Origin of the sequence: Paenibacillus pini JCM 16418 (assembly GCF_000576305.1) — a bacterium.
Taxonomy (GTDB): domain Bacteria; phylum Bacillota; class Bacilli; order Paenibacillales; family Paenibacillaceae; genus Paenibacillus_AQ; species Paenibacillus_AQ pini.
The window spans coordinates 57900-82763 of record NZ_BAVZ01000011.1 but is presented as its reverse complement, the minus strand read 5'-3'; the positions used below and the strand labels follow the sequence as shown (position 1 = coordinate 82763).

Genomic DNA, 24864 nt, shown 5'->3' with positions numbered 1-24864 from the left:
GAAAGGATGTGCTTTATGCTGGCCATTTGCTTTGCCGTCCTTGCTGTATTCGAGTGGAGCCAGATAAAAAGTAAATCTTCACGCAGCAAAAAAACATTTTGGTGGTTTTTTTCCATCATGGTTGTTTGGAATATCGCGGCTAATGTTATTCCATGGTGGCCTAATCCCAACCAAATAATAATGTTCTTTTTAGGATGGATTAAATCAAACTAATTGTAGTTATATCAACTATTGTTAAAGGACGGGTGTATTTATGCGTACAACATCGTTTCAAACATTCAGGTTCGCTTCCATTTATATGCTTACAGTCCCTCTGGCTTTTATGATTCCACCATTAATTACTTCTTCTGGCTTTCAAGGATGGATGTCCATAGTTCTTGGTGGTCTCATTAACATTATGCTGATCTTCTGCACTTACAAATTAGGAAATGTAGCATCTGGCCAATCTTGGGTCGATTTTGGAGACAAGATTGCTGGTAAATGGGGGCATCGAGTACTTCTGATCCTATTGGTTTTCTGGAGTGTTAGTTACGTCTCACATGATATAGAGCAGTTCACTTTGTTTTATGGAACTGTCTATATGAGAGATACTCCACCTTGGTTCCTTCAGCTTTTAATCGGCATTGTGATTATGATAACAGCCCGCTGGGGGTTTGATACGCTGGTGTACATTGCAGATGGTACTTTTATAATCATTCTCGTAGGAATAATCTTTATATTGGTCATATTCTCAGCAGATGCAGATTTTCAGATGATGCCTGCCTTAATTACTCATCACGATTTCCGTCTCGCTTTTACCGATGTTTTAAGTGTAATATCCTGGATTGGTGAATGGTTTATATTCCTATTCATTACACCGCAATTCGTGTTTGATAAGAAAACACTGCGAAATCTTTTATGGTCGAATACACTTGTCACTTTCGCTTGTCTTTTGACATGGTTGCTCGTGCTTCTCAATTTTGGTCCTCATTATGGCAGTCATCTTAGATACCCCATTCTTCAATTAATCCGAGGTACGTCCTTTACGGGTCTAATCGGCAATGCCGATCCCTTATTTATTGGATTATGGGCGACATCTTTAATCATACATGATGCTTTCCTGATCTATGTTGGAACCTCATGTCTTGGACATCTCCTAAAATTAAAAGAAAAAAAACCGCTGTCGATCCTCCTTGTAGGAACATCAATCGTAGCTGCCTTTCAATACTCACAGCACATAACTGAATTTCAAAAGAATTATAATATACTAGGTTTCACTTTGTATTGGGTAATTATTGATTGTATTCCATTGGTTTACGTACTACTAGCTCTCGTTCGAGGCAAATTTAATAACAATAAAATTGGATAGAAACAGCAACGATTATAAACGAAGATTCGATAAGTTGGCGGTGTCTCCATTAAAAGAGACTAATTCTTTCTTTTTATTTATGGTATAATAAACCATTTAATATGTATTATTCCATATTTATCTATTATCAAAAAATTTAAATTTACACTCTCTTATTTTTGTGATAGTTTGATATTGTAATACAAAATATGGAAAGGGAGTGTGTTTATATGAAGAATAGAGTTATAGCACTTATGGTTCTCTGCTTTGCCTTCTTTACCATTATTCCGCTTACAGCATCTGCAGCTAACAATGTACAAATTACAGGACAAGGACAGCTTGTCATTACTGCCAATTTCATAGGTTCTACAGCTGAGGTCTACATAACGAATTCACAAGGAAAAGAAGTTTATGACAGAATATTTAGCTCTTATGGAGGAAATGGAACTGTTAATGCTGTAGTTCCTAATCTGCCATACGATACGTACAAAATTATCATTGGTGGTCAAGCATTGACTTTGAGTAACTTACATTATAATTTCCAATAAACGAATGAGTACAAGCCTCGATCCTGAGGCTTTTTTTATTTTATGTTTATACATTTATACAAATTAAATTTCCCTTCATTGTCATTATGGATCTCGAAATAAGTCTACAGTGTATAGTCATATTTCCATTGAACCTTAGCATAAACCATATTGTATCAGAGAGTATGGACAATGGAGGGGAACCAATGGAAGATAATAAGGGGCAGTTTCAATCAAAAACAACGAACGATACGCCTCAAAAGGATCAGTGGGCAGAAGATCTGCCAGCCGCATTACATTCTCAAACGGTCGGTGATAGAGGTCCCGTACTTGAACAGGACAACATTTTACATGAAACACTGGAGACTTTTGTACATACCAAAATTATCGAGAGACCCGTTCACGTCAAAGGCTTTGGAGCTTTCGGTTACTTTCAGACCATTCATTCGATGGCTGAATATACTAAGCTCAGCTTTTTACAAACGCCAGGCCATCAGGTCCCCGTCACTGTAAGATTTTCACTTGCTGTAAGCAATAAAGGAACTCCGGATACTTCAAGGAATGTGAGAGGCTTCTCGACAAAGTTTTATACGCAAAATGGCATTTTTGATCTGATCTGTAATCATATCCCCGTCTTTTCCGTACGGGATGCCATACGGTTTCCGGAGTCCATCAAAGCCTTCCTCCCCTCTCCTAAAAATAACTTGATCGATCCCGAACGGTTCTGGAGCTTTGTATCAAGGGCGCCTGAATCCACCAATTTCCTTGTCTGGCTCTATTCTGACGTAGGTACGGTGAAGAGCTTCCGGCACATCAAGGGTCATAGTGTAAATACGTATGTTTGGAAGAATGAACAAGGTGTCCGCACTTATGTTAAATACCATTGGATGCCTGTTGAAGGTGAGGAGTATATAAATCGTCAAGAAGCTGCCCAGTTGGCAGGAGAAGATCCGGACATTGCAGGAAAGGATCTAAATGATACGATAGCAGCGGGAAAGACCGTAGATTATGGGCTTTATGTTCAGCTGATGAACCCCGATGACGAAACATCTCTTTCCTTCGATCCGTTGGATGATACAAAAGTCTGGGATGAACAGCAGTATCCTTTGCGGCCGGTTGGCCGAATGGTATTGAACCGCAATCCGGATAACTATATGGAACAAGTGGAGAAGGTGGCCTTCTCACCATCTAATCTGTTGGAGGGAGCCGAATTTTCGGACGATAAAATGTTGCAAGGTCGTGGCAATATTTACACGGATTCACAGCGTCGGCGGCTGGGGCCTGATTTTCGGAAAATTCCCGTGAACCAACAAAAAGACTGGTCTCCGGCGAACCTTGTGACCAGCGGCAACGGTAGACTGGTGGAGGGTCATCTCGTACGTTCCGACATCGCTAAACCGGATGATTTTACACAAGCTGGCCAATTTTATCAGGCTCTTTCTCCTACCCAACAAGATCACTTGGTGGGTAACCTAGCTGCCGATCTTAAGGGCATTTCCCATGAAACGCAAAGCACAGTATTGAGCTATTTGTACAATGCATCGGTAGAACTGGGAGAAAAGGTTGCGGAGCAAATTAAAAAGAAAACAAAGGGATAACTCGAAGATATCATTCAAAATATTTAAAACTGGAGTATGAGAGAGGTCATATTTACAATATGTCCTCTCTCTATTTTTCTCTGCAAGGGATCAGATGTATTTAGCAATGTCCCCATTTACCACGAATCTTCTCTGCCTCTCTCACCATTCTATCGAACAGCTCAGCGACGGTTGGTATATCGTGAATCATACCGGTCACTTGTCCTGCCCAGCCGAGGCCCTCTTCTTTGAGGTCATCATGAATCCAGCGTTTATTGGCGTCACCACTTATATAATCTTTTAACGCCTCATAGGTGGGTGACGTACGTTCAATTTCAAGAATTTTATCCGTATATTCATTTTGCAGCACTCTGGCAGGAGCTAAAATTGAACGTTTGATCACAGTCGTATCAAATTCCGCACTCTCAACTAAAGCTTTTTTATAAGAAGCAGAAGCATCAACGCACTCCTGAGTGGCTACAAAACGCGTACCCATTTCAATACCCTCTGCACCAAGCGCTTGGGCAGCCATCCACCCCCGTCCATCCCCAATTCCTCCGGAAGCAACAACAGGGATTTGAACAGCATCGACTACCTGCGGAACAAGGACCATCGTGCCAACATCGTCACGTCCTAGATGACCCCCGCCCTCATGTCCGACAACAATAACAGCAGATGCGCCCAGTTGTTCTGCCTTTTGTGCCTGCCTACGTGAAGAGACGAGCACCAATGACTTCATATCGGTAGGCTTCAGCATCTCAAGAATTTCGGTAGGATTACCACCGGTAATGGTCACAACAGGTACTTGCTCGTCGATTGCAACCTGAACCCGGTCCATATAATCCTTACCGTGCATGCCAATCGCAAAATTGACACCAAATGGTTTGTCAGTTAGGGTGCGCACTCGCTGAATTTCTTTGAGTAGAGCATCTGCATTGGGGAGACTCATCGCAGTGATCTGGCCCAGTCCTCCCGCATTTGATACGGCAGCCGCGAGATCGGAATAAGCTAAATAAGCAAGTCCTCCTTGAATGATAGGATACTGTATTTGTAGTAATTCAGTGATACGTGTATTCCAGTTCATCGACATGTGATTATATCCCACCTAAAATCCATTTATTTTTAGTAGCAAAAGAGTTCCTGTCATTAAAATGACAATACCCCCTACTTGATAATCAAGTATGTGAAATTTCAATTGTTTATAACTAGATCTGCCCTTCCCCTTCCCATACGCACGAGCTTCAATAGCATACGACAATTGTTCAGCACGTTGAATCAGCGTGAAGAGTAAAGGGATGAGAATCGGAATATATGCGAATATACGTTTTGGCAGCGACAAAGCTGTCATATCATAACCTCTCGCCTTTTGTGCCAAAAGAATACGATCAAGCTCCTCAAGGATTGTCGGGATAAAACGAATCGCTATGACAATCATCAATGAGAACTGCTCTACTGGCACGTTTATTTTGGATAATGGACCTAGTAGCTTCTCTAGTCCATGGGCTAAGGAAAGTGGTTTTGTTGTTAAGGTCAATATAGAGGCTAGTAAGATGAGTAATACAATGCGCCACACGAACCGAACCCCATTTTGCAATCCCTCTTCCGTCACCTTGATGAATGACCAGGACCAGATAACACTGCCTTTTGTCAATAAAGCGTGATATAGAAAGGTAAACATCAATATAAACAATATAGGCTTTAAACCTCGTCCCACTACGTGAAATGGAATTTTAGATAGGATTAAAATACTAACGACGAAGCAGCTTGCAATTACGTAGCCAATGAACGTATCTAATATTAGAAAACTCATCATCATGAGGATCATGCTTACAATCTTAGTTCGTGGGTCCAATCGGTGAACGACAGAGGTCGTCTCCAAATATTGTCCCAATAATATATTGTTAGCCATTTAGCAGCCCCTTGCATGCCAGAATGGCTGTAATTTTCTAATAATATCCTGCTCTTTGCAGCTATTGATTTCAATTTTTTGTCCTTGTAATTCCTCTACTAGCTTTAAAAGCTGCACAGGTTCTGGAAGTGATAGTCCGAGATTCTCTATCAGTTGCGTCTGCTCCAAAAAAAGAGTATTGGCATTTAAATGTCCCTTTAACGTTCCTTCGTGAAAAATCATAACTTCGTCCGAGTATTCGGCAACATCATCCATTTGGTGGGATACGAAAAGAATGGTTCGGTTATCTTGTTGTTGCCAATTTTTTAATAGCTTTAACAAAGCGATGCGGCTTAAAGGATCGAGACCTGCGGTTGGTTCATCTAAGATAAGGAGTTTGGGATTCATCAACAATACCGAAGCGATGGCTACGCGGCGCTTTTGTCCCCCACTTAATTGGAATGGAACGCATGGAAGGATGTCTTTAGACAGCCCCACTTCAGGTAAAATAAGATCAATCGCCTGCGCCATTTGCTGAGATGAATAACCCCGCATCTTTAGAGAGAAGGCAAGTTCTTTGTAAACAGTCGTTTCAAATAGTTGATGCTCTGGATATTGAAATACATATCCGATGTCAGGGACAACCATCCGTTGGCCTTTGGCATCTTTAGGTGTGGGCTGATGATTAATCGTATACTCACCATTAACGGTTGGAATTAATCCTTTCAGCACTTTAGCGAATGTGGACTTCCCGGCGCCTGTTTGGCCAATAACGGAAATCCATTTCCCTTCATGAATCGTGCAACTGATATCATCCAATGCTACTCGATCAGCATAGTTTACACTCACATGATTTAGTTGGTAGACCATTGTAAACGAAGCATCTCCTTCCAATCGGCCAATAGCTGCGTGGATGGATGGAGCATTTTATATAAACGTACGGCAAAGGGAAGCTCTAATTGGTAGTCTTCAACAGACACGGTTTCGAAAAAAACCAACGGATTCCCGTCAAATTTAAGTCGCCCTTGATCTATGAGCAACATCCGATCTGCTGATAACACTTCATCCATATGATGTGTGATATGAACAATGGTCATGCCTTGGCGATGTAGCTCATGCATAATCGCAAGCACCTGCTCTCTTCCCTGTGGATCAAGCATGGATGTAGCCTCATCAAAAATAATGAGTTGCGGGCGCATCGCGAGAATCGCAGCAATCGCTACGCGTTGCTTTTGACCGCCTGATAGCTCATGTGGCATCGAGTCTATATACTCCTCCATCTGAACTGCTTGCAGCGCATGATGAAGTCTACTATGTATTTCCTCCTTAGGCAGCCGAATGTTTTCCAACCCAAATACGATCTCATCCATAACGGTAGTCGTGATGAATTGATCTTCTGGATTCTGAAATACAACTCCAATATGTTCATGGATCGAATCGATGTCGGTTTGCTTAGATGTGTTAAGATGCTTATACGTTACATTGCCTGCCTTGGGAAGTAATAGCCCATCCATGAGCTTGGCAATGGTAGATTTGCCGCATCCATTTGCTCCGACGATCGCCACAAACTCACCTGGCTGAATCGTAAAGCGTAGCTGCTGAATGACTGGCTGCCCCTTTTTATAATAAAAATCAACTTGATCGAATGTAAGCATTATTGACTCCCCTTCTGATGCTGCCACGTCCTGAAAAATCTCTCTATAGTATTATCAAAAAAGTCAGGAGCAGGCTTCTGCCACCTCGTCACTTTGGACCCGTTCACGCCAAATATCTCACCTGTTAAATCCTCATCGGATTGTGCTAATAGAGCTACCACGAAGCGGGCGATGTCATTGGGTTCACCAACTTGCCAGTATTCAGGAAAGGGCTCATTGCGTCTAGCGTACTTGTCCTGAATATGTTCAATTACGGGTCTAGTCATATCGGTTAAGGCAGCTGGTGAAATGCCATTTACGCGAATACGATTGCGTTTGAGTTCAGCTGCAAGCGTCCATATCATTCCGAGTATGCCAGCTTTCGCTGCACTGTAATTTACCTGCCCAATCGAACCTGTTAATCCAGCAGTAGATGTCATTAATATAATATCACCACCATGCTGCATATGAGGTAAGACCCGCTGAATCGTATAAAAGGCTCCATTTAAGTGAACATCCAGTACAGACTTCCATTCCTCATCTGTCATTCGAATACATCGCTCATCATGTAAGTTGCCAGCATTATGGATCAGTACGTCTACACAACCATACTTCTCATTAACAGAATTTACCATCGAAGTGACCGCCAGTGGATCTGCAACATTGGCACAATAACCCATGGCCTCACCGCCTACTTGATGGATCTCATGCAACACTTGGTCGATGCGCTCTTGCTTCGTCCCATTAACGATGACCTGGTAACCAGCATGACATAGCTGCAACGCGATGCTTCGCCCAATTCCTCTAGTCGCTCCTGTAATGATAGCTACTTTGTTCATAAGGTCACCTCTATGACATCAAAAGTACCAGACGCAACTACTTCTCCACAATCTTCAGTAACGGTCACTTGGATACTACCGTAACTGTACTCAAAGTTAAATATCGCAACCGTATCAACGAAAAGTGGCTTGTGAAATTTCATTTGAAAGGTTGATATCCAATGCGAAGGGTGCTCTTGTAAATACAAAGATTGGGCTAGTCCCATGATATACATGCCATGCGCCACAGGTCGTTTATATCCTGCCTTTATTGCAGCATCTTCAATCAGATGAATGGGTGCCATGTCTTTAGAGGCATCTGCATATTGATGGATAGCTTCCGTGGTAACTAGAATTCGCTGACTCATACTCCACCACCTATCGAGATGAGTACGGTTTCCGCTGTGCAGATGATACGACCCTCACTCGTACAAATAAGGCTATGCTTAAATAATGTCAAATCTCCTTCACGGCCCGCTTTTTTCTCAATCTTCGTTAAAGATAATTCACAATCTATGATCATACCAGCAGTAATCGGAGCCTTATATGAAAAAGATTGCTTGCCATGGATCAAAGGCGTGTCCACACTCAGCCAAGGGATATTAAATGCTTGCCAGAAAATAATAGGCATTGTAGCAGGTGCAATAAGATTGCCATGAATCATTTGTAATGGAGCTTGGATACTTTGTGCATATTCAGAAATCCACTCCGATGTAATATGAAATCGATGCTCTAGTCTATTCATTCTACTTCCTCCACTAATGTGGCAAGACCGATCCCACCACCAATGCCTAGTGTCGCAAGTCCCCGTTTAAATGGTCTACGAATCATTTCCGCACATAAGCGCGTCATTAAGATAGCACCTGAAGCACCATAAGGATGGCCTATCGCAAGAGCGCCCCCGCCAAGATTGACCTTTTCTCGTGGTATTTGAAGCTCCTTTAATGATGCCAATACTTGTGAGGCAAACGCTTCATTGAATTCGACGATATCCACATCAGCAATTGAAAGCTGCTGACGCTGCAATATCTTTTGAACTGCTGGAACAGGGCCCATGCCTAAATAATTTGGATCTACCCCTGCAGCTTGAGCATCTACAATACGCAAAATAGGCTTAAGCTGAAGCTCATCACATTTTTCACGAGACATCATTAGCACAAGAGCTGCACCATCATTAAGTGGACAAGCATTCCCAGCGGTAACGGTCCCTTGGTCCATAAAGATAGGAGATAGTTGTTGCAGCTTATCAAGACTTGTATTGGATCTTGGACATTCGTCAGCGCTCATCCATTCGTCATTCACTTGAATAGGAATGATCTCCTGCTCAAATCGGCCGGATTGTTGTGATTGGACGGCCTTTCGATGACTTTCCAACGCATAACGATCCTGCTGCTCTCTAGATATGGAGTACCGTGCAGCGACATTCTCTGCTGCAATCACCATTTCTGGATCGCCGTAAGAGCTTGGAGTGAAATGGGCACGCGTATATAGCTGCGGTATACCCATCAACGTATGTGGCTTAAACATTTTCCAAGGTGCTCGGCTCGTACTCTCTACACCACCGGCTAAATAAATGTCTCCCGCTCCGCTTTGAATGAGTCTAGCCGCGATATGAATTGCTTCTAACCCAGAACCGCACTGTCGATCAATTGTAACTCCCGGTACCGTGACTGGAAGACCAGCTTCTAGAGCGGCCACCCTTGCTATGTTGCCTCCCGGACCTACGACATTGCCAATGATCACATCATCAATAAATTCAGTAGATATCATCGTTTCTGCAGCGATATGCTGAATTAAGGGAGCTAATAACGATTCGGGTTCAAGTGTACTTAATATGCCCCCCATCCTACCAATTGGGGTACGTTTCGCCATGACGATCACGGCTTCATTCATACCATCACTCTTTTCATGTAATCTTTCATTGCCTGACGAGCAACTTTCCCACTACTTGTATAGATGAACTGATCGACTGTGATGATTTGCTTGGGTGCTTTGTAGCTTGCTACATGCTGGCGACAATAACTTTTGATTTCTTCTATAGATAATCGTTGCTCTCCGCTCCACTGTATAATAGCCGTCACTAGTTCTCCCCAGTAGTCATCTGGCACTCCAAATATCATCACTTCCTGAATTTCCGGTATTTGCAGTAGCACGGACTCGATTTCTTCGGGAAAAACATTGAGTCCACCCGTTACCATCATATTCTTGGAACGACCCGCCATATATAAGTAGTTATCGTGATCTTGATACATATTGTCACCCGTTATAAGCCATCCATCTTGAAACACGGCAGTCGTTTCATCAGGTAATTGATAATAGCCTTTAAATATCATGTCACTTCTAATATATAGCTGCCCTGTACAGCCGATTGGAACCTCTTGAAGGTATTCATCGCGAATAGATATCTCAACACCTTTAAATGGTCTACCTACGGAATTTGGCTTGTTCTCGGCAAGAATGTCCCAATAACTAATATAACTAGCCTCAGAGGAGCCGTAGTACTCATACAGCTTTGCTCCTCTAAATATCTCCTTGCAGCGACTCTTTGATAAGTCATTCCACTTTCCGCCTGAGCTGATTAACGCTTGAATGCGTGTCTCATCAGCCATTGCAATCTGCATCATGGATTCAATCATCGTAGGGACGACAAATAGAATCATATCAGGAATTCGATGGCAGAGCTGTAACACCTTCTTTGCATCGAAATGCTGCAAAATATGAAAAGTCGCACCACTATAAAGGCATTGTATTAAGGCGAATAACGACAAAGAATGAACCAATGGACCTGGTGCCATGATGTGTTCCATAGCATCTAATTGGAAAGCATCACTCGTGGCTTCAAAGCTCTTGATCCATGATGTATGTGTACGTATGAACCCCTTAGGTAGCCCCGTAGTACCCGAAGTAAAGCCGATAAATAATAATTCATTGATATCTACGATTTCAGCTTCAGGTTGTAATGGATCTAACCATCTTTGATAGGAGCCTTCTTCTTCAGAAGCGAAGCTGAGAATCTGGGCTTCGCTATCTTGCATCTCTAGATTCTGCGCAAAAGCTGCCTCTGTAAAGATCATTTTTGGTTGACATTGCTTCAAAATAGCTTTCACTTCTGTGTTACTCCACTTTGGATCCATAGGAATGGGCACGCATCCAGCATAAATCGCTCCTAGAAACACCTCTACAAATTCGATGCGATTCGTAGATAGAATAGCAACATGGTCGTGATTAAGTCCATGTTGCTTCAACCCTCGAGCAATTCTTTGGATCCGATTTACTAATGCTGAATACGTCACACTCTGATGTTTATCAGATAAAGCAATCTTATCGGGTTGCTCTGCTGCATGACGTAGTATTGGGACTATTACATTCATTGTTCATCACACCTATTCCAGTTTTCGTTGACTATGAGTTATGCATTTTTTCTTCTAATGGGCTGATGGCCTTCAATTGTAGCGCAATGATGGCTGCGATCACAGCTTTGATGCAGTCCCCAGGTAAAAATGCGGTAGCACCCACAAGTCCAGCCCAAATCGATGTATGTGTAATGATAGCCATGACAGGTGCACCTATGAAACTAACAAGCAGAACACCAAAGACAACATTAATGATAATAACTTTCCACGTCTTTACATGGTTCCATATCTTCTCTGTCATGTATCCAATACAGAATGCAGCGAGTGGCCAGCTTAACAAGTATCCAGCAGAAGGTCCTACTAAGACAGAAAGACCTCCACGTCCACCCGATAACAATGGTAATCCTAAAGCGACTAATAGGATAAACAATATCAAGCTAATCGAGCCTACCTTCTTCCTAAAAGCATCCTGCGAGCATAACACCAAGTGTTTGTGCAGTGATGGGTACGGGAATAAAACCTAATGGAATGGGTGGAATCATCCCTAGTACTGCTATAAATGCTGCGAATAATGCAGCAAATACCATCTCTTTTGTCTTCATCTTACGACCTCCGTTTGTAAAATATGAATTTGAATTCCTACACGAGTCGACTTCTATGTATGATCTAAATCATAGCTTGATATTTTCTTATTGTAAACCATTAATATAAATATAGTTAACAATAGACTTTACAGTAACCATGCCGTACGTATTAATTAATAGAAATAAAAGAAACGTCAACCGCATAAAAAGCTGGTTAACGTTTCGAGAATATTGAATACTATTAATAAATATGGGATTCGTCATTCTAAGCTATGTTTACGAATGCATAATGACCTTATTTTTAAAATGAATCTCTCAAGCAGATACCCGTCTGGCCAAATCACTCATGTTTCTGAAAGAAAAATACCTTTTCGATAATCTGAATATGTTGAGTATGTTTTTTATATTTACTTTTTTTCCATAATCGCAAAATAGTTTCCTTCATCATCAGCAAAATTAAATACTCTTCCGTTAGGCAAGTTCACCAGTTCTCCAACCGTGATGTTCTGTTCCGTAAATTGTGTATATAAGCTATCTAGATCTTCGGAGAAAAACAATAACGAAGGTGTTTGGAGATTCAATTCAGGCTGCATTTGAGCAATAATCTCCTTATTATGAAGCACAATACTCGTCTGCGCTTCCTTAGTAGGAGCAATTTCGATCCATCTCATTGGACCGTTATTTTCTTCGGCAATTAAGCTGAACCCTGCTTTTTCTGTCCAAAACTTTACTGCCCCATCTTGGTCATTCACATATAACATAATTTGTCCGATTTTATTAATCATTTGTAGTGCTCCTATTCTTCAAATATAGTATGTATTTCATTATGATCCAATGTCAGCCATATTAACAATGTTTTTTTCAACTGATATTTTCACATAATTTCGGTGCCAAATGGTAGTAGTGACTACTGCCTTTTGATTCCCTTTTTCAAAGAAATAACCAGAGCCTTCTTGTTGAATAAATACCCATCCCTCATTCCCCATACGCTCTTTAATCACTTCAAAAGGATGTTTCTCTTTGGTGAGATAATAACCATTTCCTTTATCGTCCTCGTTCATTGATAGGATGGCTTTGTTTGTTGTACTTAGCGTATACATAAGCTTTACATTGTTAAATCCGGTATTGTTGATATATAAACTAATGTTCAATATTACAATAATCAATACTGTAGTTATACTGAGTAATGCGATCTTCTTACGTGATTTCATATGTATGTCACCGCCTTGAATTGATTTATAATTGGAGAATTCATTGTCTGATTCTCATATCATTACAAATAAAGACGACTTTTCCCATTAGAAGTTGCAATTTCAAGCCCAAAGACGGTTTTGGCCAATTCATTAAAGCTATTCTTAACAAAAACTCCACAAACCTGCGTTATGCAAGGTTCGTGGAGTGCTATCTAGATCATGCTTACTTCTTATTCGTTTTTGTCCATCCACTGGAAATGGAAGCTTCCCTCTTGATCAAGACGTTGGAAGGTATGAGCTCCAAAATAGTCTCTTTGTGCTTGTAGTAAATTAGCTGGCAGTCTCTCCGAACGATAGCTATCATAGTAAGCTAGGGCAGAAGCAAAAGCAGGAACAGGAATACCTCTTGTTACGGCAATCGAAATGACCTTTCTCCATGCTTCTTGATAGTTATCTACGATATTACTGAAATATTCGTCCAAGAATAGGTTGTTCAGAGCTGGATTCCGATCATAGGCATCCTTAATGTTCTGAAGGAATCTAGCACGAATGATACATCCTCCGCGGAATATCATTGCAATGCTTCCAAAGTTCAAATCCCAGTTGTAAGCTTCTGAAGCAGCTCTCATTTGTGCAAAGCCTTGTGCATAGGATGCAATTTTACTCGTATACAACGCCTTACGAACGGCTTCGATGAATTCCTTAGGATCTCCGTCATAGCTGGATACCGATGGTCCATTCAAATGCTGGGCTGCGGCTACTCGTTCTTCTTTCATTGCGGACATGAACCGTGCAAAAACGGATTCAGTAATAATGGACAACGGGACACCTAAATCTAAAGAGCTTTGGCTTGTCCATTTACCCGTACCTTTTTGCCCTGCTGAATCAAGAATTACATCTACCATCGGTTTACCGGTATCAGGATCTATTTTCTTGAAAATATCTGCGGTGATTTCGATTAAATAGCTATCTAGCTCACCTTGATTCCATTCTTTGAAGATGTCATGCAGCTCACTTGTGCTCAAGTTTAGTACATCCTTAAGCAGATGATACGCTTCGCCAATAAGCTGCATATCGCCATATTCGATACCGTTGTGTACCATTTTCACATAATGACCCGCACCGTCTCCGCCAATATAAGTGGAGCAAGGATCGCCATTCACTTTGGCAGAAATGGCTGTTAGGATTGGCTCAACTAGCTCATAGGCATCACGTTGCCCACCAGGCATAATGGCAGGACCATTCAAAGCTCCCTCTTCGCCACCGGACACGCCTGCTCCGATAAAACGGAAGCCTTGAGCTTGAAGATCTTTATTTCTCCGCTGCGTATCAGGGAAGTATGCGTTACCTCCATCGATCAGAATATCTCCTTGGTCTAGGAATGGCACAAGCTGATTGATGGTATCGTCAGTTGGCTCCCCTGCTTTGACCATGATTAGAATTTTACGCGGTGTTTCTAAAGATTTGACAAATTCTTCGATCGTGTACGTACCGACGAAATCTTTCCCTTGCGCTTCTGCTAATAATTCCTTCGTCTTTTCGGCTGAACGGTTATATACCGCTACTGAGAATCCTTTACTTTCGATATTCAAGGCTAGGTTTTTGCCCATGACGGCCAAACCAACCACGCCAATTTGTTGTTTTTTCATTGATGGCTACCTCCCGGTTATTTCAGTCAAGTTGCAGATAAATAAGGCTTCTGTGCTCAGTTATAACTGTGAATGGTAAAGCGCAGCTTAAAGCTGCGCTGTTTTTTTCCAATCTGCTGCAAATTTCTCAATACCTTGATCCGTTAGGGGATGTTTAGAAATTTGTTCGATGACAGAGAATGGAATCGTAGCGATATGCGCACCAGCCATGGCAACACGTGTCACGTGATCCGGATGACGGACAGATGCCGCGATGATTTGTGCATCCAAGTTATGAAGGCGGAACATTTCAGCAATTTTGGTTACAAGTTGAACACCATCTTCGGAAATATCATCTAAGCGTCCGAGGAATGGGGATACATAAGTTGCGCCTGCGCGAGCAGCCAGAAGTGCTTGGTTTACGGTGAAGATCAGAGTTACGTTTGTTTTTACACCCTTCTTCGTCAAGTAACGGCATGCTTCTAATCCTGCCAACGTCATTGGAAGCTTAATCGTGATGTTTTTGTCATTGTCGTTAATTTTAATTAGCTCATTCGCCTGTGCGATCATATCTTCAGCTGTTTCAGCATCAGGTGTTACTTCAGCCGAAACTGATTCTACTTCTGGTACTTCACGCAAAATCTCTGCAATACGATCCTCAAATTTAACGCCTTCTTTGGCAACCAAAGATGGGTTTGTTGTTACACCGGACAAAACGCCCACTTTATAAGCCTTTTTAATATCTTCCAGATTTGCAGTATCGATAAAGAATTTCATAGTTAGTTCCTCCACTTTTTTATTAAATTTATAATAATTAAACAATTAATTATTTGTATTTAGAACGAATTGATCTTGTTGTATGGATTCGTTTTCTTGATTCTCTAGTTCATACTTTTCATCGAACCACCATTGAAATCCATCTTGCTCTAATAATAAATCGGACTCGGCAGGTCCGTTTGTACCCGCAGCGTAAAGACGTAGAGGAACTAAGTTTTCTTCGTATGCCTCTAAGATCGGCTGCACCCATTGCCATGATAATTCAACCTCATCCCAATGAGCAAAGAATGTAGAATCTCCATGCAAAGCATCTAAAATCAAATTCTCGTAAGCCTCTGGTACATTGTCTAGGTCCTCTTGAAAATCGATTTGCATCGGCTTGAATTGCCCTCTTTGCAGGGGATCTCTAGTATTTAATTGAAGGACAATGCCTTCATTCGGACTGATTTCAAACACAAGAAGATTAGGTGTCGTCGAATCATCTTTTGTCCCGGACTGCTTCAATGATTCTTTAAATTCGATCACGATTCGAGTTGATTTATCTTTCATTCTTTTACCTGTACGAATGTAAAAAGGAACACCGCGCCAAAAATAATCGTCAATTTGTAGCTTAGCTGCAATAAAGGTATCATTTTGTGAAGTAGCGGCAATGTTAGGTTCAGAAGTATAACCAACACTGGTTTTCCTTGGATCATTCCTGCTTCATACTGGCCACGAACGACATTTGTTCTGACATCCTCTTTATGAAGAAGCTCCAGTGATTCCATCACCAGTTTCTTTTTAAAACGGACATTTTCTGTCGTACTATTGTTAGGAAAGTTAATTGTTAGCATCATAAGCACTTGCAACATGTGGTTTTGGAACATGTCTCTTACCGCACCAACATGATCGTAATAACCGGCTCGCTCTTCAACACCCACAATTTCATTCGCCGTGATTTGCACATTTGCAATATGACGATTGTCTAATACGGCTTTAAGAACCGGATTGTTCAGCTGTAAATCCACAAGCTTCTGGACCATAGGCTTACCGAGATAATGATCGATACGGAAAATTTCATCTTCGGTAAAAACTTGTTTAAGATTTGTATTCAAATCTCGGGCAGACTGCAAATCATGACCAAAAGGTTTCTCAATCACCAAACGCTTCCAGCCGTTTGCAGAGCCAAGTCCGCTTTCATGAATATTCGCTGTGATAGTTTCAAAAAATTCAGGCCCTACTGACAAATAAAACATGCGATTAGGCTCGCTTTGGAGCTCTTCTTCCTTAGTTTCTATTAATTTCAGTAGTTTATAGTAATCTTCTTTATGGCCTACATCAAGTACACAATAACTGAACGCACGCAAGAAGTTTTGTATTGAATTCGGGTCATTCGCTTCACGACGAGAAAACTCATGGAGAGAATGTTCTATATTAGCTTGAAAAGCTTCATTGGTTAGTTCTCTTCTACCAAGTCCAATAACGGAGAAGGATTGAGGCAGCTTATGATCGATAAACAAATTATACAAGGCAGGATAAATTTTTCTTTTGGCTAAATCTCCTGTCGCTCCAAACAATACAAATGTGAATGCCTCCATGTTTCTACTCCTTCCAACAGGGCTTATTGATAAGCTCCTAGTATCTATTTCTATAATCCACTATAATACGAATTAGAGCTATACATGTAATTAATATATTTCACAGGAGCTATAGATAACGTCTATGATCAATTATGAACTATACAAAGTTTTCTACTGGGCAGCCAAGACAGGGAGTTTGTCTAAGGCCGCAAAATTGTTGTTTATCACGCAGCCAAGTGTAAGCCATGCGATCAAGCAGCTGGAAGACAGCATGGGCATCACCTTATTTTACCGAAATTCTAAGGGTGTAGCCTTAACGCAAGAGGGAGCTACTCTGTATTCCTATATCGAGAAGTCTCAAATCCTAATCTCATTGGCAGAAGAAAAGATGGCTGCTCTTAAAAATCTGGATAGTGGTGAGCTTCGGATCGGCGGTAGTGATTCGTTGTTTAAACACTATATGCTCCCTTATCTGGAGACCTATCATCGGAAATATCCCGGAATTAAATTGCATTTGAATCACGGAACAACCCCAGAAACAATCGCAATTTTAAAAGAAGGGAAAATCGATTTGGGCGTCGTCCGCTTGCCCATTGTTGATCCCCAGCTTGAAGTGATGGAAGGAATTCAACTACAGGATTGCTTTGTGGCAGGAGCTAAATATGCTGAGCTTAAGGATAAAGTACTTTCACTGGAGTTACTGCTTCAGTATCCTATCATCCTTTTCTCGCGCAACAGTAGAGTCCGGATGGCTATTACTGAACTCTTCGAAAGCTATGGCTATCAAATTAAACCTGAAATTGAGGTAGGAAGCGTTGACCTTCTGATTGAGTTAGCAAGAAAAGGACTTGGCATCTCCTACGTTACGAAAGAATTTATTTCAAAGGAATTGGAAGATGGCTCACTCTTTGAGATTCAATTAGATATTAAAATGCCTCCTTCACAAGTCGGATTTATGATGATGCGTAATTTACCGCTTTCCAATGCAGCAAGCAAGTTTATTGAGCTTTTGAAATAAACAAGCAAAAAGCATCAGCAATTACGTTGAAACTGGTTGCTGATGCTTTTTGCTTGTGTTATTCCCACCAATGCTTCATTTCAGAGAACTTAACATCCCATAACTTAGCATTTCCTTTGATTATAATTGTAATTTCATTTACCTTTTCAAAAGGCACATACTCGGTTTCTAGATTATTAGTATATTGTTCATTCGATTGGAAGATCGTGTTACCATCAGCCTGAATAGTAAGTTCCCCTTTAGCATCTCCCGTATCGGAAATTCCAAATGAATAGTACAAGATAACGTCTTTTTTATCACCTAAAATATAGGTGTATGTTTGTGTCTTTTCATGATCACTACGATACAAATTTAAGGTTGGCTTGATACGCTCACCTGCAACTATGAAATGAGGAATATCTTTGGTCAATGGTAATTTTCCAGTTTGTTCTTTTACTTCGTTTAATGAATGCATTGGCCCCTCTCTCTTTACCAAGGTGTAATTAATGATCTCAGAGATTCCCATAACTGCGAACAATAGAATAGCGATCGTTATACCCGAAGCAAGAAGACCCTTCCAAGAGATGTTTATCGCAAATCCAAACCTATACGCGCAAAAACCTATAGCAGCACCTAAAGTATTTGAAATGATGTCATTTACATCAAAAGTGCCAAGAAAAGTTAAAGATTGAATAGTTTCAAGTACACTTATTATGATGACGAAAAAGCATATGAACTTCCTAAAAGAAATACGATACAGCAATGGAATAATTACTCCAAATGGGATAAAAGCTGCGATGTTACCAAAGTCATACATCCATGAGAATGATACTTTTGATAGGTTAGGGAAATGAAGAGGAACTGCTTCCGGAATTAACATAAATGTGTATACGGAATATCTTATGGAGTGCTCTATTCTGTTGAAAGCAAAAAACAAGAAATACATTATCAAAACTGTGTACAAGATAGTTGCTACCAGCAGGGTCTTTCTATATTTTAATTCCATTATACTCTCCTTTTTATTGCGATAAGAATCTCGAAGAAGTGTCACTCTTCCATTCAAAAATGGTTATAATCCCGTTCATATTGAGTTCATAAATGTATTATAACTTTAAAACATACGAAATAAGATAAATATATTGATTGTTTGAAAAAGGAGCTGTCATAGCATTTATGTGCTTTCTGATATCCGTGGAGCTTCAAATGGCTGGGTATTAGATGCTCACCATATTTAGATGATCTTAAAGCTATCTTAAGGTTTTCCTCATGTTTATTGTTTACAATCATATTAGGTTAGGCTGAAACTCTTAGGTTACACAAACGTATTATATAAACAGGCATCAAAAAACATGAAAAGAGGATTTATAACCATGAACATAAAGCGAGTGATGATTGTTGGTACGATGGTAGTAGTTATGTCCTTCGGAAGCACCGCATTAGGCGGTTCCATCACAAGCGCAAGTCCGGTAGCCAAGTGGTTCTCCACTGGTATTGCTGAAAAAGATGACCTACTTGAAGCGCTTAATGAATTGTCTGATGAGGATTTGTATGAATCCTTGTATGAAGGTAAATCTCTTTATGATATTGCTGCCACTCAAGGTGGAGACATCGCGAATGTCATTGAGCTGCAAGTGAAACAGCTCACAGAGCAGCTTGATGACCGCTTACGCAGCGGAAGTATTACATCTGCGCAATATGCTGCACACAAGGAAGAAATACCTGAAATTGTTGAACAGAGCGTCTTTACTTCTTTTGGTCAAGTGGAGATACATAAAGACAGAATCAAGCCTCATTAAACATAATTGGGTGCATTGATAGGGACTTTCCCACAAACGGAGGGATATTGGCATATTGCCAAACCTTCTGTGGAGGAAGTCCTTTTTATATAATTATGGATAAAATTAAAAAGCCTCGATTTTTAGCTCGAGGCTTTCCTCTAGAATCTGCGCTTTAATCCTTTGATTTATCGACATTATCAGGAATAGTTTCATCAAAAACATCTTCGCCGGGGTAATCACGATTAATTCCCTCATGCAACTGATGATTCTCATAGTCAAAACGGTGTGATGTGCGCTGATCTTCTCGCCAAGGTGAACTTTTACCAAGTATGTCAGAATTCACGGGGGACCCATAGGGACCTTCTGGAAACTCTTCTAAATTTAAATCATTCCGCTGTGACTCTACGGTAGATAAATCTGTATAGGGTTCTTTATCTTCTTTCATAAAATCGCTCATCATAATTCCTCCTTTAGTCTAAATCAAAACATGAGCTCACTGACCAGTTTTTAGAGATCCATCTTTATTGTCATCTCGTTGAAAACCGATTATTCATACTGAGCATTTCTAATGTGCTAACGCTGTGATCCAGATGCCGTCATAAACCAAAAAAGGAGCCAGTCCTCCGTAGGACCAGCCCTATTATTGAAATGATTGAATTTGTTACGGCGTAGGCGTACCGCCATTCGCATTGAGTGTTTCCCCACTAATATAGCTGGATTCCTGACTAGCCAAGAACACATATGCCGGTGCCATTTCAGCAGGCTGTCCTGGACGCCCCATTGGTGTGTTTGCACCGAATTCTGCCAGCTTTTCAGTCGGCTGCCCGCCGATGACTTGGAGTGGCGTCCATACGGGGCCCGGTGCTACAGCGTTTACTCGAATACCCTTGCTTGCAACTTGTTGTGCTAGCGCTTTGGTAAACGTGTTAATCGCTGACTTCGTAGTGGCATAATCCAAAAGAATTGGTGAAGGTTTGTAAGCCTGAATTGATGAGGTGTTGATGATTGAGCTACCAGGCTTCATATGCTTCACCGCAGCTTTGCACAGCCAGAAGAGTGAATACACATTGGTCTTGAACGTGGCATCGAATTGTTCTGTTGTCAGATCAGCAATATCTTCGACGAACTGCTGCTTACCTGCAACATTAGCCAAAATATCAATTCCGCCAAGCTTCTCGACTGCAGTTGCAATTAGCTGTTCACAGAATTGCTCATCCCTAAGGTCACCAGGTATGGTAATAGCCTTCTGGCCCGCTTCTTCGATCAACTTGACCACTTCCTGCGCATCCGCCTCTTCTTCAGGTAAATAAGACAACAACACATCTGCACCTTCACGGGCAAATGCTATTGCTGCTGCACGGCCAATCCCGCTGTCGGCCCCTGTAACCACAGCTTTTCGTCCTGCCAAACGTCCGGTTCCTCGGTAGCTTGTCTCCCCTGCATCAGGTATAGGATTCATTTCCTTTTGTAATCCTGGCTCCTGCTGCTTCTGTTTCCATTCTGCTGTTGCCTTCGGATATTGTGAAGTAGGGTCTTGCATCGTGTGTTGGTTTTGATCTGACATAGTCAATTCCTCCTCTAAGTTGTATGTGTATAATTTAGTAGTTGGATAAAGGTTTAACTCTTCTCTTAGTAACCTTGATCGGAGACATTTAAACCAAATACCGATATCTTCCAGACATCCTCTATCTTGCAAATATAATATAATCAATCATAACGGGTTCGATACCTTCTGCTCGAAATAATGAGTTAATCTGTCCTCGATGATAATGACCGTGTAGTATAACTTGGGACAAAATATCTCGAATAGACTTTTTGAATTCCACACCTTTACTATTGAAGTATGTGATGAAGTAATCTAGTTCACTATCTTTTATTTCCGAAAGAAATGATTTGAACTCCTCTTCGTTTTGCTTACTCAGTTTTGCACAGGCTGCAATATCACTATCTGACCAGATGGGTAGCTGTGAGCTATCCATTCCTCTTAATCTTGTCACCCATACTCGTTCTGCATTCAGAATATGAGAAAACAAACGTACCTGTTGGCCTTCAACCTCACTATGTTGCAAGGTTTCTAATATACGTTGATTAGCCCAGTTTAAATGATCAAACATCAATTGGATTGTTTTCACTCGTCATACCCTCCTGTAATAAATCAGATTATTCTCATACATTCGACACATCTTTTTGGACACCTTTGTTCTTTTAACTGCTTGTTCGCACAATACATAAATCCACAATTATAGTTTGACTTTATTTAACCCAACTCGTTTTATGTTTGACGAATAAGTTTGTCAGAAGTGGAACACAGTAACTTGTAAGAATGCAGTATGGGAAGAAGGAAATATACAATGTATCTACTTTTGGCGCTTCTTCCGGCTGTGACCTGGGGAAGTATCGTATTCTTCAATACAAAACTCGGAGGTGACGCTTATAGCCAGGTACTCGGTACCGGAATTGGGGCACTCATCTTCTCGATCATCCTTTTCGCGTTCAGCACCCCAACGTTAAACCCTCTGATATGGGTTGTTGGTATTATATCAGGCATATTTTGGGCTGTTGGACAGAGCTATCAGCTGCGTGCTGTTCAATATATCGGTGTCTCACGAGCAGTCCCACTATCGACGGGGATGCAGTTGGTGGCAACTACTCTAATCGGAGTCATTGTCTTTCATGAATGGACAACTCTCTTCACCATCATTCTTGGATCAGCTGCCATCTTATGTATCATTCTAGGTGCGGTATTCACCGTCATTAAGGACAAGGATGCCCCTAAGCAAGATAACAAGACAAGCACGGGCCGAGGGGTTTCTATATTAATCCTGTCAACCTTTGGTTATCTGATTTATGTCAGTCTTCTTCGTTGGTACGATATTAATGGATGGGCTGCTGTTCTTCCTCAGGGCATAGGGATTACTGTTGGTACACTAATGTTAACCTTTAGACATAAGCCTTTTAATAAGTATATGGCACGCAATATAATCACAGGAATTTGGTGGGGAATCGGGAATTTGGGTCTGCTCCTGTCTCTTCCTCATATCGGTCAAGCGACCAGCTTCTCACTGTCCCAAACAGGGATTATTATCTCTACACTTGGGGGTATATTTTTTCTCGGTGAGAAGAAGTCCAAACGTCAAATGGTCTTTGTAATCATCGGTTGTTGTTTAATTATTGCTGGAGGCGTCATGATGGGATTCACAAAAAGTTAAATCGAGGAGTTGCAAACATGTATAAGGATCTTGAAGGCAAAACAGTAATTATCACGGGAGCTTCAAGTGGGATTGGAAAATCGATGGCCCTTCGCTTCGGGCAAGAGAAGGCAAATGTGATTGTGAACTATCAATATCCGAGTGAAGAGTTGGATCAATTGATTAAAGACATTGAGGCTGGCGGAGGAAAAGCTATACCAGTTCAAGGCGATGTTACCAACGAGGAAGATGTGAAGAATCTAATACGTTTAGCAGATGAGTCCTTTGGAAGGTTAGACATCTTCATTAACAATGCGGGTGTGGAAAATGAGGTTCCCTCTGAGAAATTATCATTAGATGATTGGAACAAAGTGATTAATGTGAATCTTACTGGAGCTTTTCTCGGCAGTCGTGAATCCATTCATTATATGCTTGAGAACGATATTAAGGGGACCGTTATTAATATGTCTAGTGTACATGAGAAGATTCCTTGGCCTCATTTTGTCCACTATGCAGCTAGCAAGGGAGGCATCAAAATGTTAACAGAGACACTTGCTCTTGAGTTCGCATCAAAAGGAATACGGATTAACAGTATAGGGCCTGGAGCCATTAATACTCCGATCAACGCTGAAAAGTTCGCCGATCCCAAAGCCAAAGCTGATGTGGTCTCCATGATTCCCATGGGATATATTGGGGAACCCGAAGAAATCGCTGCAGTTGCAGCTTGGCTGGCTTCTTCTGAATCCAGTTATGTTACTGGGATTACTCTTTTCGCTGACGGCGGGATGACGAAGTACCCAAGCTTCCAAGGAGGGCGTGGATAACCGCCCCTTTTTTTGCGACTGATTATATTAAATCAAAGAACCGTCTTCACTCCATAACCTATTAGCATAACTCCAGTCGATTTCTGAAAGATTTTTTGGAAATACGGCTTTTTTAGCCTTTTTTTCACATGATCTTCCATTTCTTCATTCATCCTCCTCTCTGTTATAGCTTATCTCCCTCCTAGACAGTAATATTAACTAAAATTTGGAAGGACATATTTCAACCCTTCCTTATGACATTCTTTTGGAAATGGGATGATCTTGTTTCAGTTCTAATAAGTCCCACAGGTTTCCATATAGGTCTTTAAATACAGCTACCGTCCCATAAGATTGATCCTCTGGTTCCCTTACGAATTCGATTCCTCTCGCAATCATTTCGTTGTAATCTCTCCAAAAATCATCGGTATTTAGAAACAGAAAGACTCTCCCGCCTGTCTGGTTACCTATAACATCCTCTTGTTCAGGTTTGGATGCTCTGGCAAGTAATAATGTCGTGCCTACGGAACCAGGTGGGGATATGACAACCCAGCGTTTATCTTGTTCCGGCTGATAAGTATCTTCAATCACAGTGAAATTGAGCTTCTTGGTATAAAACTCTAATGCCTCATCATAATCTTTTACAACTAAAGCGATATGTACGATGGATTGAACCATAATTCTTCATTCCTCCCATTGGAAGTTCATAGGTATACAAACTCTATTTCACACGTATTCGATGTTTCGAAATCAGACGTTCGGAGTTAATTTACGATTATAACAAATTCGAATAAGAAAGTGGGGTTTTATAATGAAAATTAATCACTTAAATCTGACTGTAACTGATGTCATTGAGGTTAGGGACTTCTTAGAAAAATATTTTGGCTTGAAAAGCTATACTACTGCAGGTAAAGCATTTGTAGGCATGGTAGACGACGATGGATTCTTACTAAACTTAATGATCGGTAAGGAAATAAACTATCCAGATAGTTTCCATGTTGGTTTTCCTCAACAATCGAAACAAGAAGTAGATGATCTAAATCAACGTCTTAAAGACGACGGTTATCAGGTTGAGACTCCTACGGTCATGCATGGTTCATATACTTTTTATCTGAAAGCACCGGGCGATATTACACTCGAAGCATATTGTCAATTAGAAGGAGTAGATCCTAGCAAAGGACCTTTCCCGAACTTCGGTAAAATGTAATTTCGTAACAAAAAATGATTGAGTAATGT

27 protein-coding genes and 2 pseudogenes are annotated in these 24864 nt (G+C 41.0%); 9 read left to right on the top strand and 20 right to left on the bottom strand.

Features of this window, described 5'->3' with window-relative positions:
* Positions 1-15: 15 nt before the first annotated feature.
* From JCM16418_RS15790 to JCM16418_RS15775, 4 genes are all read left to right on the top strand, one after another.
* The gene (locus JCM16418_RS15790) at positions 16-213 is read left to right on the top strand and encodes a hypothetical protein (RefSeq protein ID WP_036650779.1); all 198 of its coding nucleotides are present in this window, start codon (positions 16-18) and stop codon (positions 211-213) included.
* A 40-nt stretch (positions 214-253) separates the two neighbouring features.
* Positions 254-1348, top strand: coding sequence for a GerAB/ArcD/ProY family transporter (locus tag JCM16418_RS15785; protein ID WP_036650776.1), 1095 nt, complete (start codon positions 254-256; stop codon positions 1346-1348).
* Positions 1349-1557: 209 nt separating this feature from the next.
* Positions 1558-1875: a hypothetical protein gene (locus tag JCM16418_RS15780; protein WP_036650774.1), complete on the top strand. Its 318-nt coding sequence runs from the start codon at positions 1558-1560 to the stop codon at positions 1873-1875.
* A gap of 185 nt (positions 1876-2060) precedes the next feature.
* On the top strand, positions 2061-3452 hold the full coding sequence (locus tag JCM16418_RS15775) for a catalase (protein ID WP_036650771.1): 1392 nt from the start codon (positions 2061-2063) through the stop codon (positions 3450-3452).
* A gap of 100 nt (positions 3453-3552) precedes the next feature.
* On the opposite strand, the gene JCM16418_RS15770 is transcribed toward JCM16418_RS15775, so the two are convergent.
* From JCM16418_RS15770 to zwf, 15 genes and pseudogenes are all read right to left on the bottom strand, one after another.
* On the bottom strand, positions 3553-4515 hold the full coding sequence (locus JCM16418_RS15770) for an NAD(P)H-dependent flavin oxidoreductase (RefSeq protein WP_036650900.1): 963 nt from the start codon (positions 4513-4515) through the stop codon (positions 3553-3555).
* A 21-nt stretch (positions 4516-4536) separates the two neighbouring features.
* The gene (locus JCM16418_RS15765) at positions 4537-5340 is read right to left on the bottom strand and encodes an energy-coupling factor transporter transmembrane component T family protein (protein ID WP_036650768.1); all 804 of its coding nucleotides are present in this window, start codon (positions 5338-5340) and stop codon (positions 4537-4539) included.
* A complete protein-coding gene (locus JCM16418_RS15760) occupies positions 5341-6189 on the bottom strand; it encodes an ATP-binding cassette domain-containing protein (protein ID WP_036650766.1) in 849 nt (282 codons plus the stop codon). It abuts the gene before it with no gap.
* Positions 6174-6974 (bottom strand): ATP-binding cassette domain-containing protein, encoded by an 801-nt coding sequence (locus JCM16418_RS15755; RefSeq protein WP_036650763.1) that lies wholly within the window; start codon positions 6972-6974, stop codon positions 6174-6176. The genes JCM16418_RS15760 and JCM16418_RS15755 overlap by 16 nt, the downstream gene beginning before the upstream one ends.
* On the bottom strand, positions 6974-7792 hold the full coding sequence (locus JCM16418_RS15750; RefSeq protein ID WP_036650760.1) for an SDR family NAD(P)-dependent oxidoreductase: 819 nt from the start codon (positions 7790-7792) through the stop codon (positions 6974-6976). The genes JCM16418_RS15755 and JCM16418_RS15750 overlap by 1 nt, the downstream gene beginning before the upstream one ends.
* Positions 7789-8139 (bottom strand): MaoC family dehydratase, encoded by a 351-nt coding sequence (locus JCM16418_RS15745; RefSeq protein WP_036650757.1) that lies wholly within the window; start codon positions 8137-8139, stop codon positions 7789-7791. The genes JCM16418_RS15750 and JCM16418_RS15745 overlap by 4 nt, the downstream gene beginning before the upstream one ends.
* Entirely contained in the window at positions 8136-8516 is a 381-nt protein-coding gene (locus JCM16418_RS15740; protein WP_036650755.1) for an FAS1-like dehydratase domain-containing protein, read from the bottom strand. Before JCM16418_RS15740 ends, JCM16418_RS15745 begins: the two co-directional genes overlap by 4 nt.
* On the bottom strand, positions 8513-9664 hold the full coding sequence (locus JCM16418_RS15735; protein WP_036650751.1) for a thiolase family protein: 1152 nt from the start codon (positions 9662-9664) through the stop codon (positions 8513-8515). Before JCM16418_RS15735 ends, JCM16418_RS15740 begins: the two co-directional genes overlap by 4 nt.
* Positions 9661-11142, bottom strand: coding sequence for an AMP-binding protein (locus JCM16418_RS15730; RefSeq protein WP_036650747.1), 1482 nt, complete (start codon positions 11140-11142; stop codon positions 9661-9663). Before JCM16418_RS15730 ends, JCM16418_RS15735 begins: the two co-directional genes overlap by 4 nt.
* Before the next feature lie 31 nt (positions 11143-11173).
* Positions 11174-11711, bottom strand: a pseudogene (locus JCM16418_RS15725) (biotin transporter BioY).
* Between the two features lie 404 nt (positions 11712-12115).
* A complete protein-coding gene (locus JCM16418_RS15720) occupies positions 12116-12493 on the bottom strand; it encodes a VOC family protein (RefSeq protein WP_036650745.1) in 378 nt (125 codons plus the stop codon).
* 39 nt (positions 12494-12532) lie between these two features.
* The gene (locus JCM16418_RS15715; RefSeq protein WP_036650742.1) at positions 12533-12919 is read right to left on the bottom strand and encodes a hypothetical protein; all 387 of its coding nucleotides are present in this window, start codon (positions 12917-12919) and stop codon (positions 12533-12535) included.
* 212 nt (positions 12920-13131) lie between these two features.
* Positions 13132-14550, bottom strand: a complete 1419-nt coding sequence (gene gnd / locus JCM16418_RS15710; RefSeq protein WP_036650739.1) for an NADP-dependent phosphogluconate dehydrogenase — start codon at positions 14548-14550, stop codon at positions 13132-13134.
* A gap of 87 nt (positions 14551-14637) precedes the next feature.
* Complete coding sequence (gene fsa / locus JCM16418_RS15705; protein WP_036650736.1) at positions 14638-15306, bottom strand: fructose-6-phosphate aldolase; 669 nt, start codon at positions 15304-15306, stop codon at positions 14638-14640.
* 45 nt (positions 15307-15351) lie between these two features.
* Positions 15352-16883, bottom strand: a pseudogene (gene zwf, locus JCM16418_RS15700) (glucose-6-phosphate dehydrogenase).
* A gap of 124 nt (positions 16884-17007) precedes the next feature.
* On the opposite strand from zwf, the gene JCM16418_RS15695 reads away from it, so the two are divergent.
* A complete protein-coding gene (locus JCM16418_RS15695) occupies positions 17008-17883 on the top strand; it encodes a LysR family transcriptional regulator (protein WP_036650733.1) in 876 nt (291 codons plus the stop codon).
* A 58-nt stretch (positions 17884-17941) separates the two neighbouring features.
* Here the strand turns inward: JCM16418_RS15695 and JCM16418_RS15690 are convergent, their stop codons facing one another.
* A complete protein-coding gene (locus JCM16418_RS15690; RefSeq protein ID WP_036650730.1) occupies positions 17942-18868 on the bottom strand; it encodes a VanZ family protein in 927 nt (308 codons plus the stop codon).
* 364 nt (positions 18869-19232) lie between these two features.
* Here JCM16418_RS15690 and JCM16418_RS15685 point away from each other — a divergent pair, with 364 nt between their 5' ends.
* Entirely contained in the window at positions 19233-19658 is a 426-nt protein-coding gene (locus JCM16418_RS15685) for a hypothetical protein (protein ID WP_052020378.1), read from the top strand.
* Positions 19659-19812: 154 nt separating this feature from the next.
* Here the strand turns inward: JCM16418_RS15685 and JCM16418_RS15680 are convergent, their stop codons facing one another.
* The 3 genes from JCM16418_RS15680 to JCM16418_RS15670 all read right to left on the bottom strand — a co-directional run bounded on the left by JCM16418_RS15680 (position 19813) and on the right by JCM16418_RS15670 (position 21772).
* Complete coding sequence (locus JCM16418_RS15680) at positions 19813-20097, bottom strand: hypothetical protein (protein WP_081765474.1); 285 nt, start codon at positions 20095-20097, stop codon at positions 19813-19815.
* A 204-nt stretch (positions 20098-20301) separates the two neighbouring features.
* A complete protein-coding gene (locus JCM16418_RS15675; RefSeq protein WP_036650725.1) occupies positions 20302-21204 on the bottom strand; it encodes an SDR family oxidoreductase in 903 nt (300 codons plus the stop codon).
* 121 nt (positions 21205-21325) lie between these two features.
* Entirely contained in the window at positions 21326-21772 is a 447-nt protein-coding gene (locus JCM16418_RS15670; RefSeq protein WP_036650721.1) for a DinB family protein, read from the bottom strand.
* A 219-nt stretch (positions 21773-21991) separates the two neighbouring features.
* Between JCM16418_RS15670 and JCM16418_RS15665 the strand changes: the two genes are divergently transcribed.
* Together JCM16418_RS15665 and JCM16418_RS15660 are read left to right on the top strand one after the other, a co-directional pair.
* Positions 21992-22849: a GRP family sugar transporter gene (locus JCM16418_RS15665; protein WP_036650718.1), complete on the top strand. Its 858-nt coding sequence runs from the start codon at positions 21992-21994 to the stop codon at positions 22847-22849.
* A 17-nt stretch (positions 22850-22866) separates the two neighbouring features.
* Positions 22867-23652, top strand: coding sequence for a glucose-1-dehydrogenase (locus JCM16418_RS15660; RefSeq protein WP_036650715.1), 786 nt, complete (start codon positions 22867-22869; stop codon positions 23650-23652).
* A 231-nt stretch (positions 23653-23883) separates the two neighbouring features.
* On the opposite strand, the gene JCM16418_RS15655 is transcribed toward JCM16418_RS15660, so the two are convergent.
* Positions 23884-24306: a VOC family protein gene (locus JCM16418_RS15655; protein WP_036650712.1), complete on the bottom strand. Its 423-nt coding sequence runs from the start codon at positions 24304-24306 to the stop codon at positions 23884-23886.
* Positions 24307-24439: 133 nt separating this feature from the next.
* Between JCM16418_RS15655 and JCM16418_RS15650 the strand changes: the two genes are divergently transcribed.
* Positions 24440-24835: a VOC family protein gene (locus JCM16418_RS15650; protein ID WP_052020375.1), complete on the top strand. Its 396-nt coding sequence runs from the start codon at positions 24440-24442 to the stop codon at positions 24833-24835.
* Positions 24836-24864: the final 29 nt, after the last annotated feature.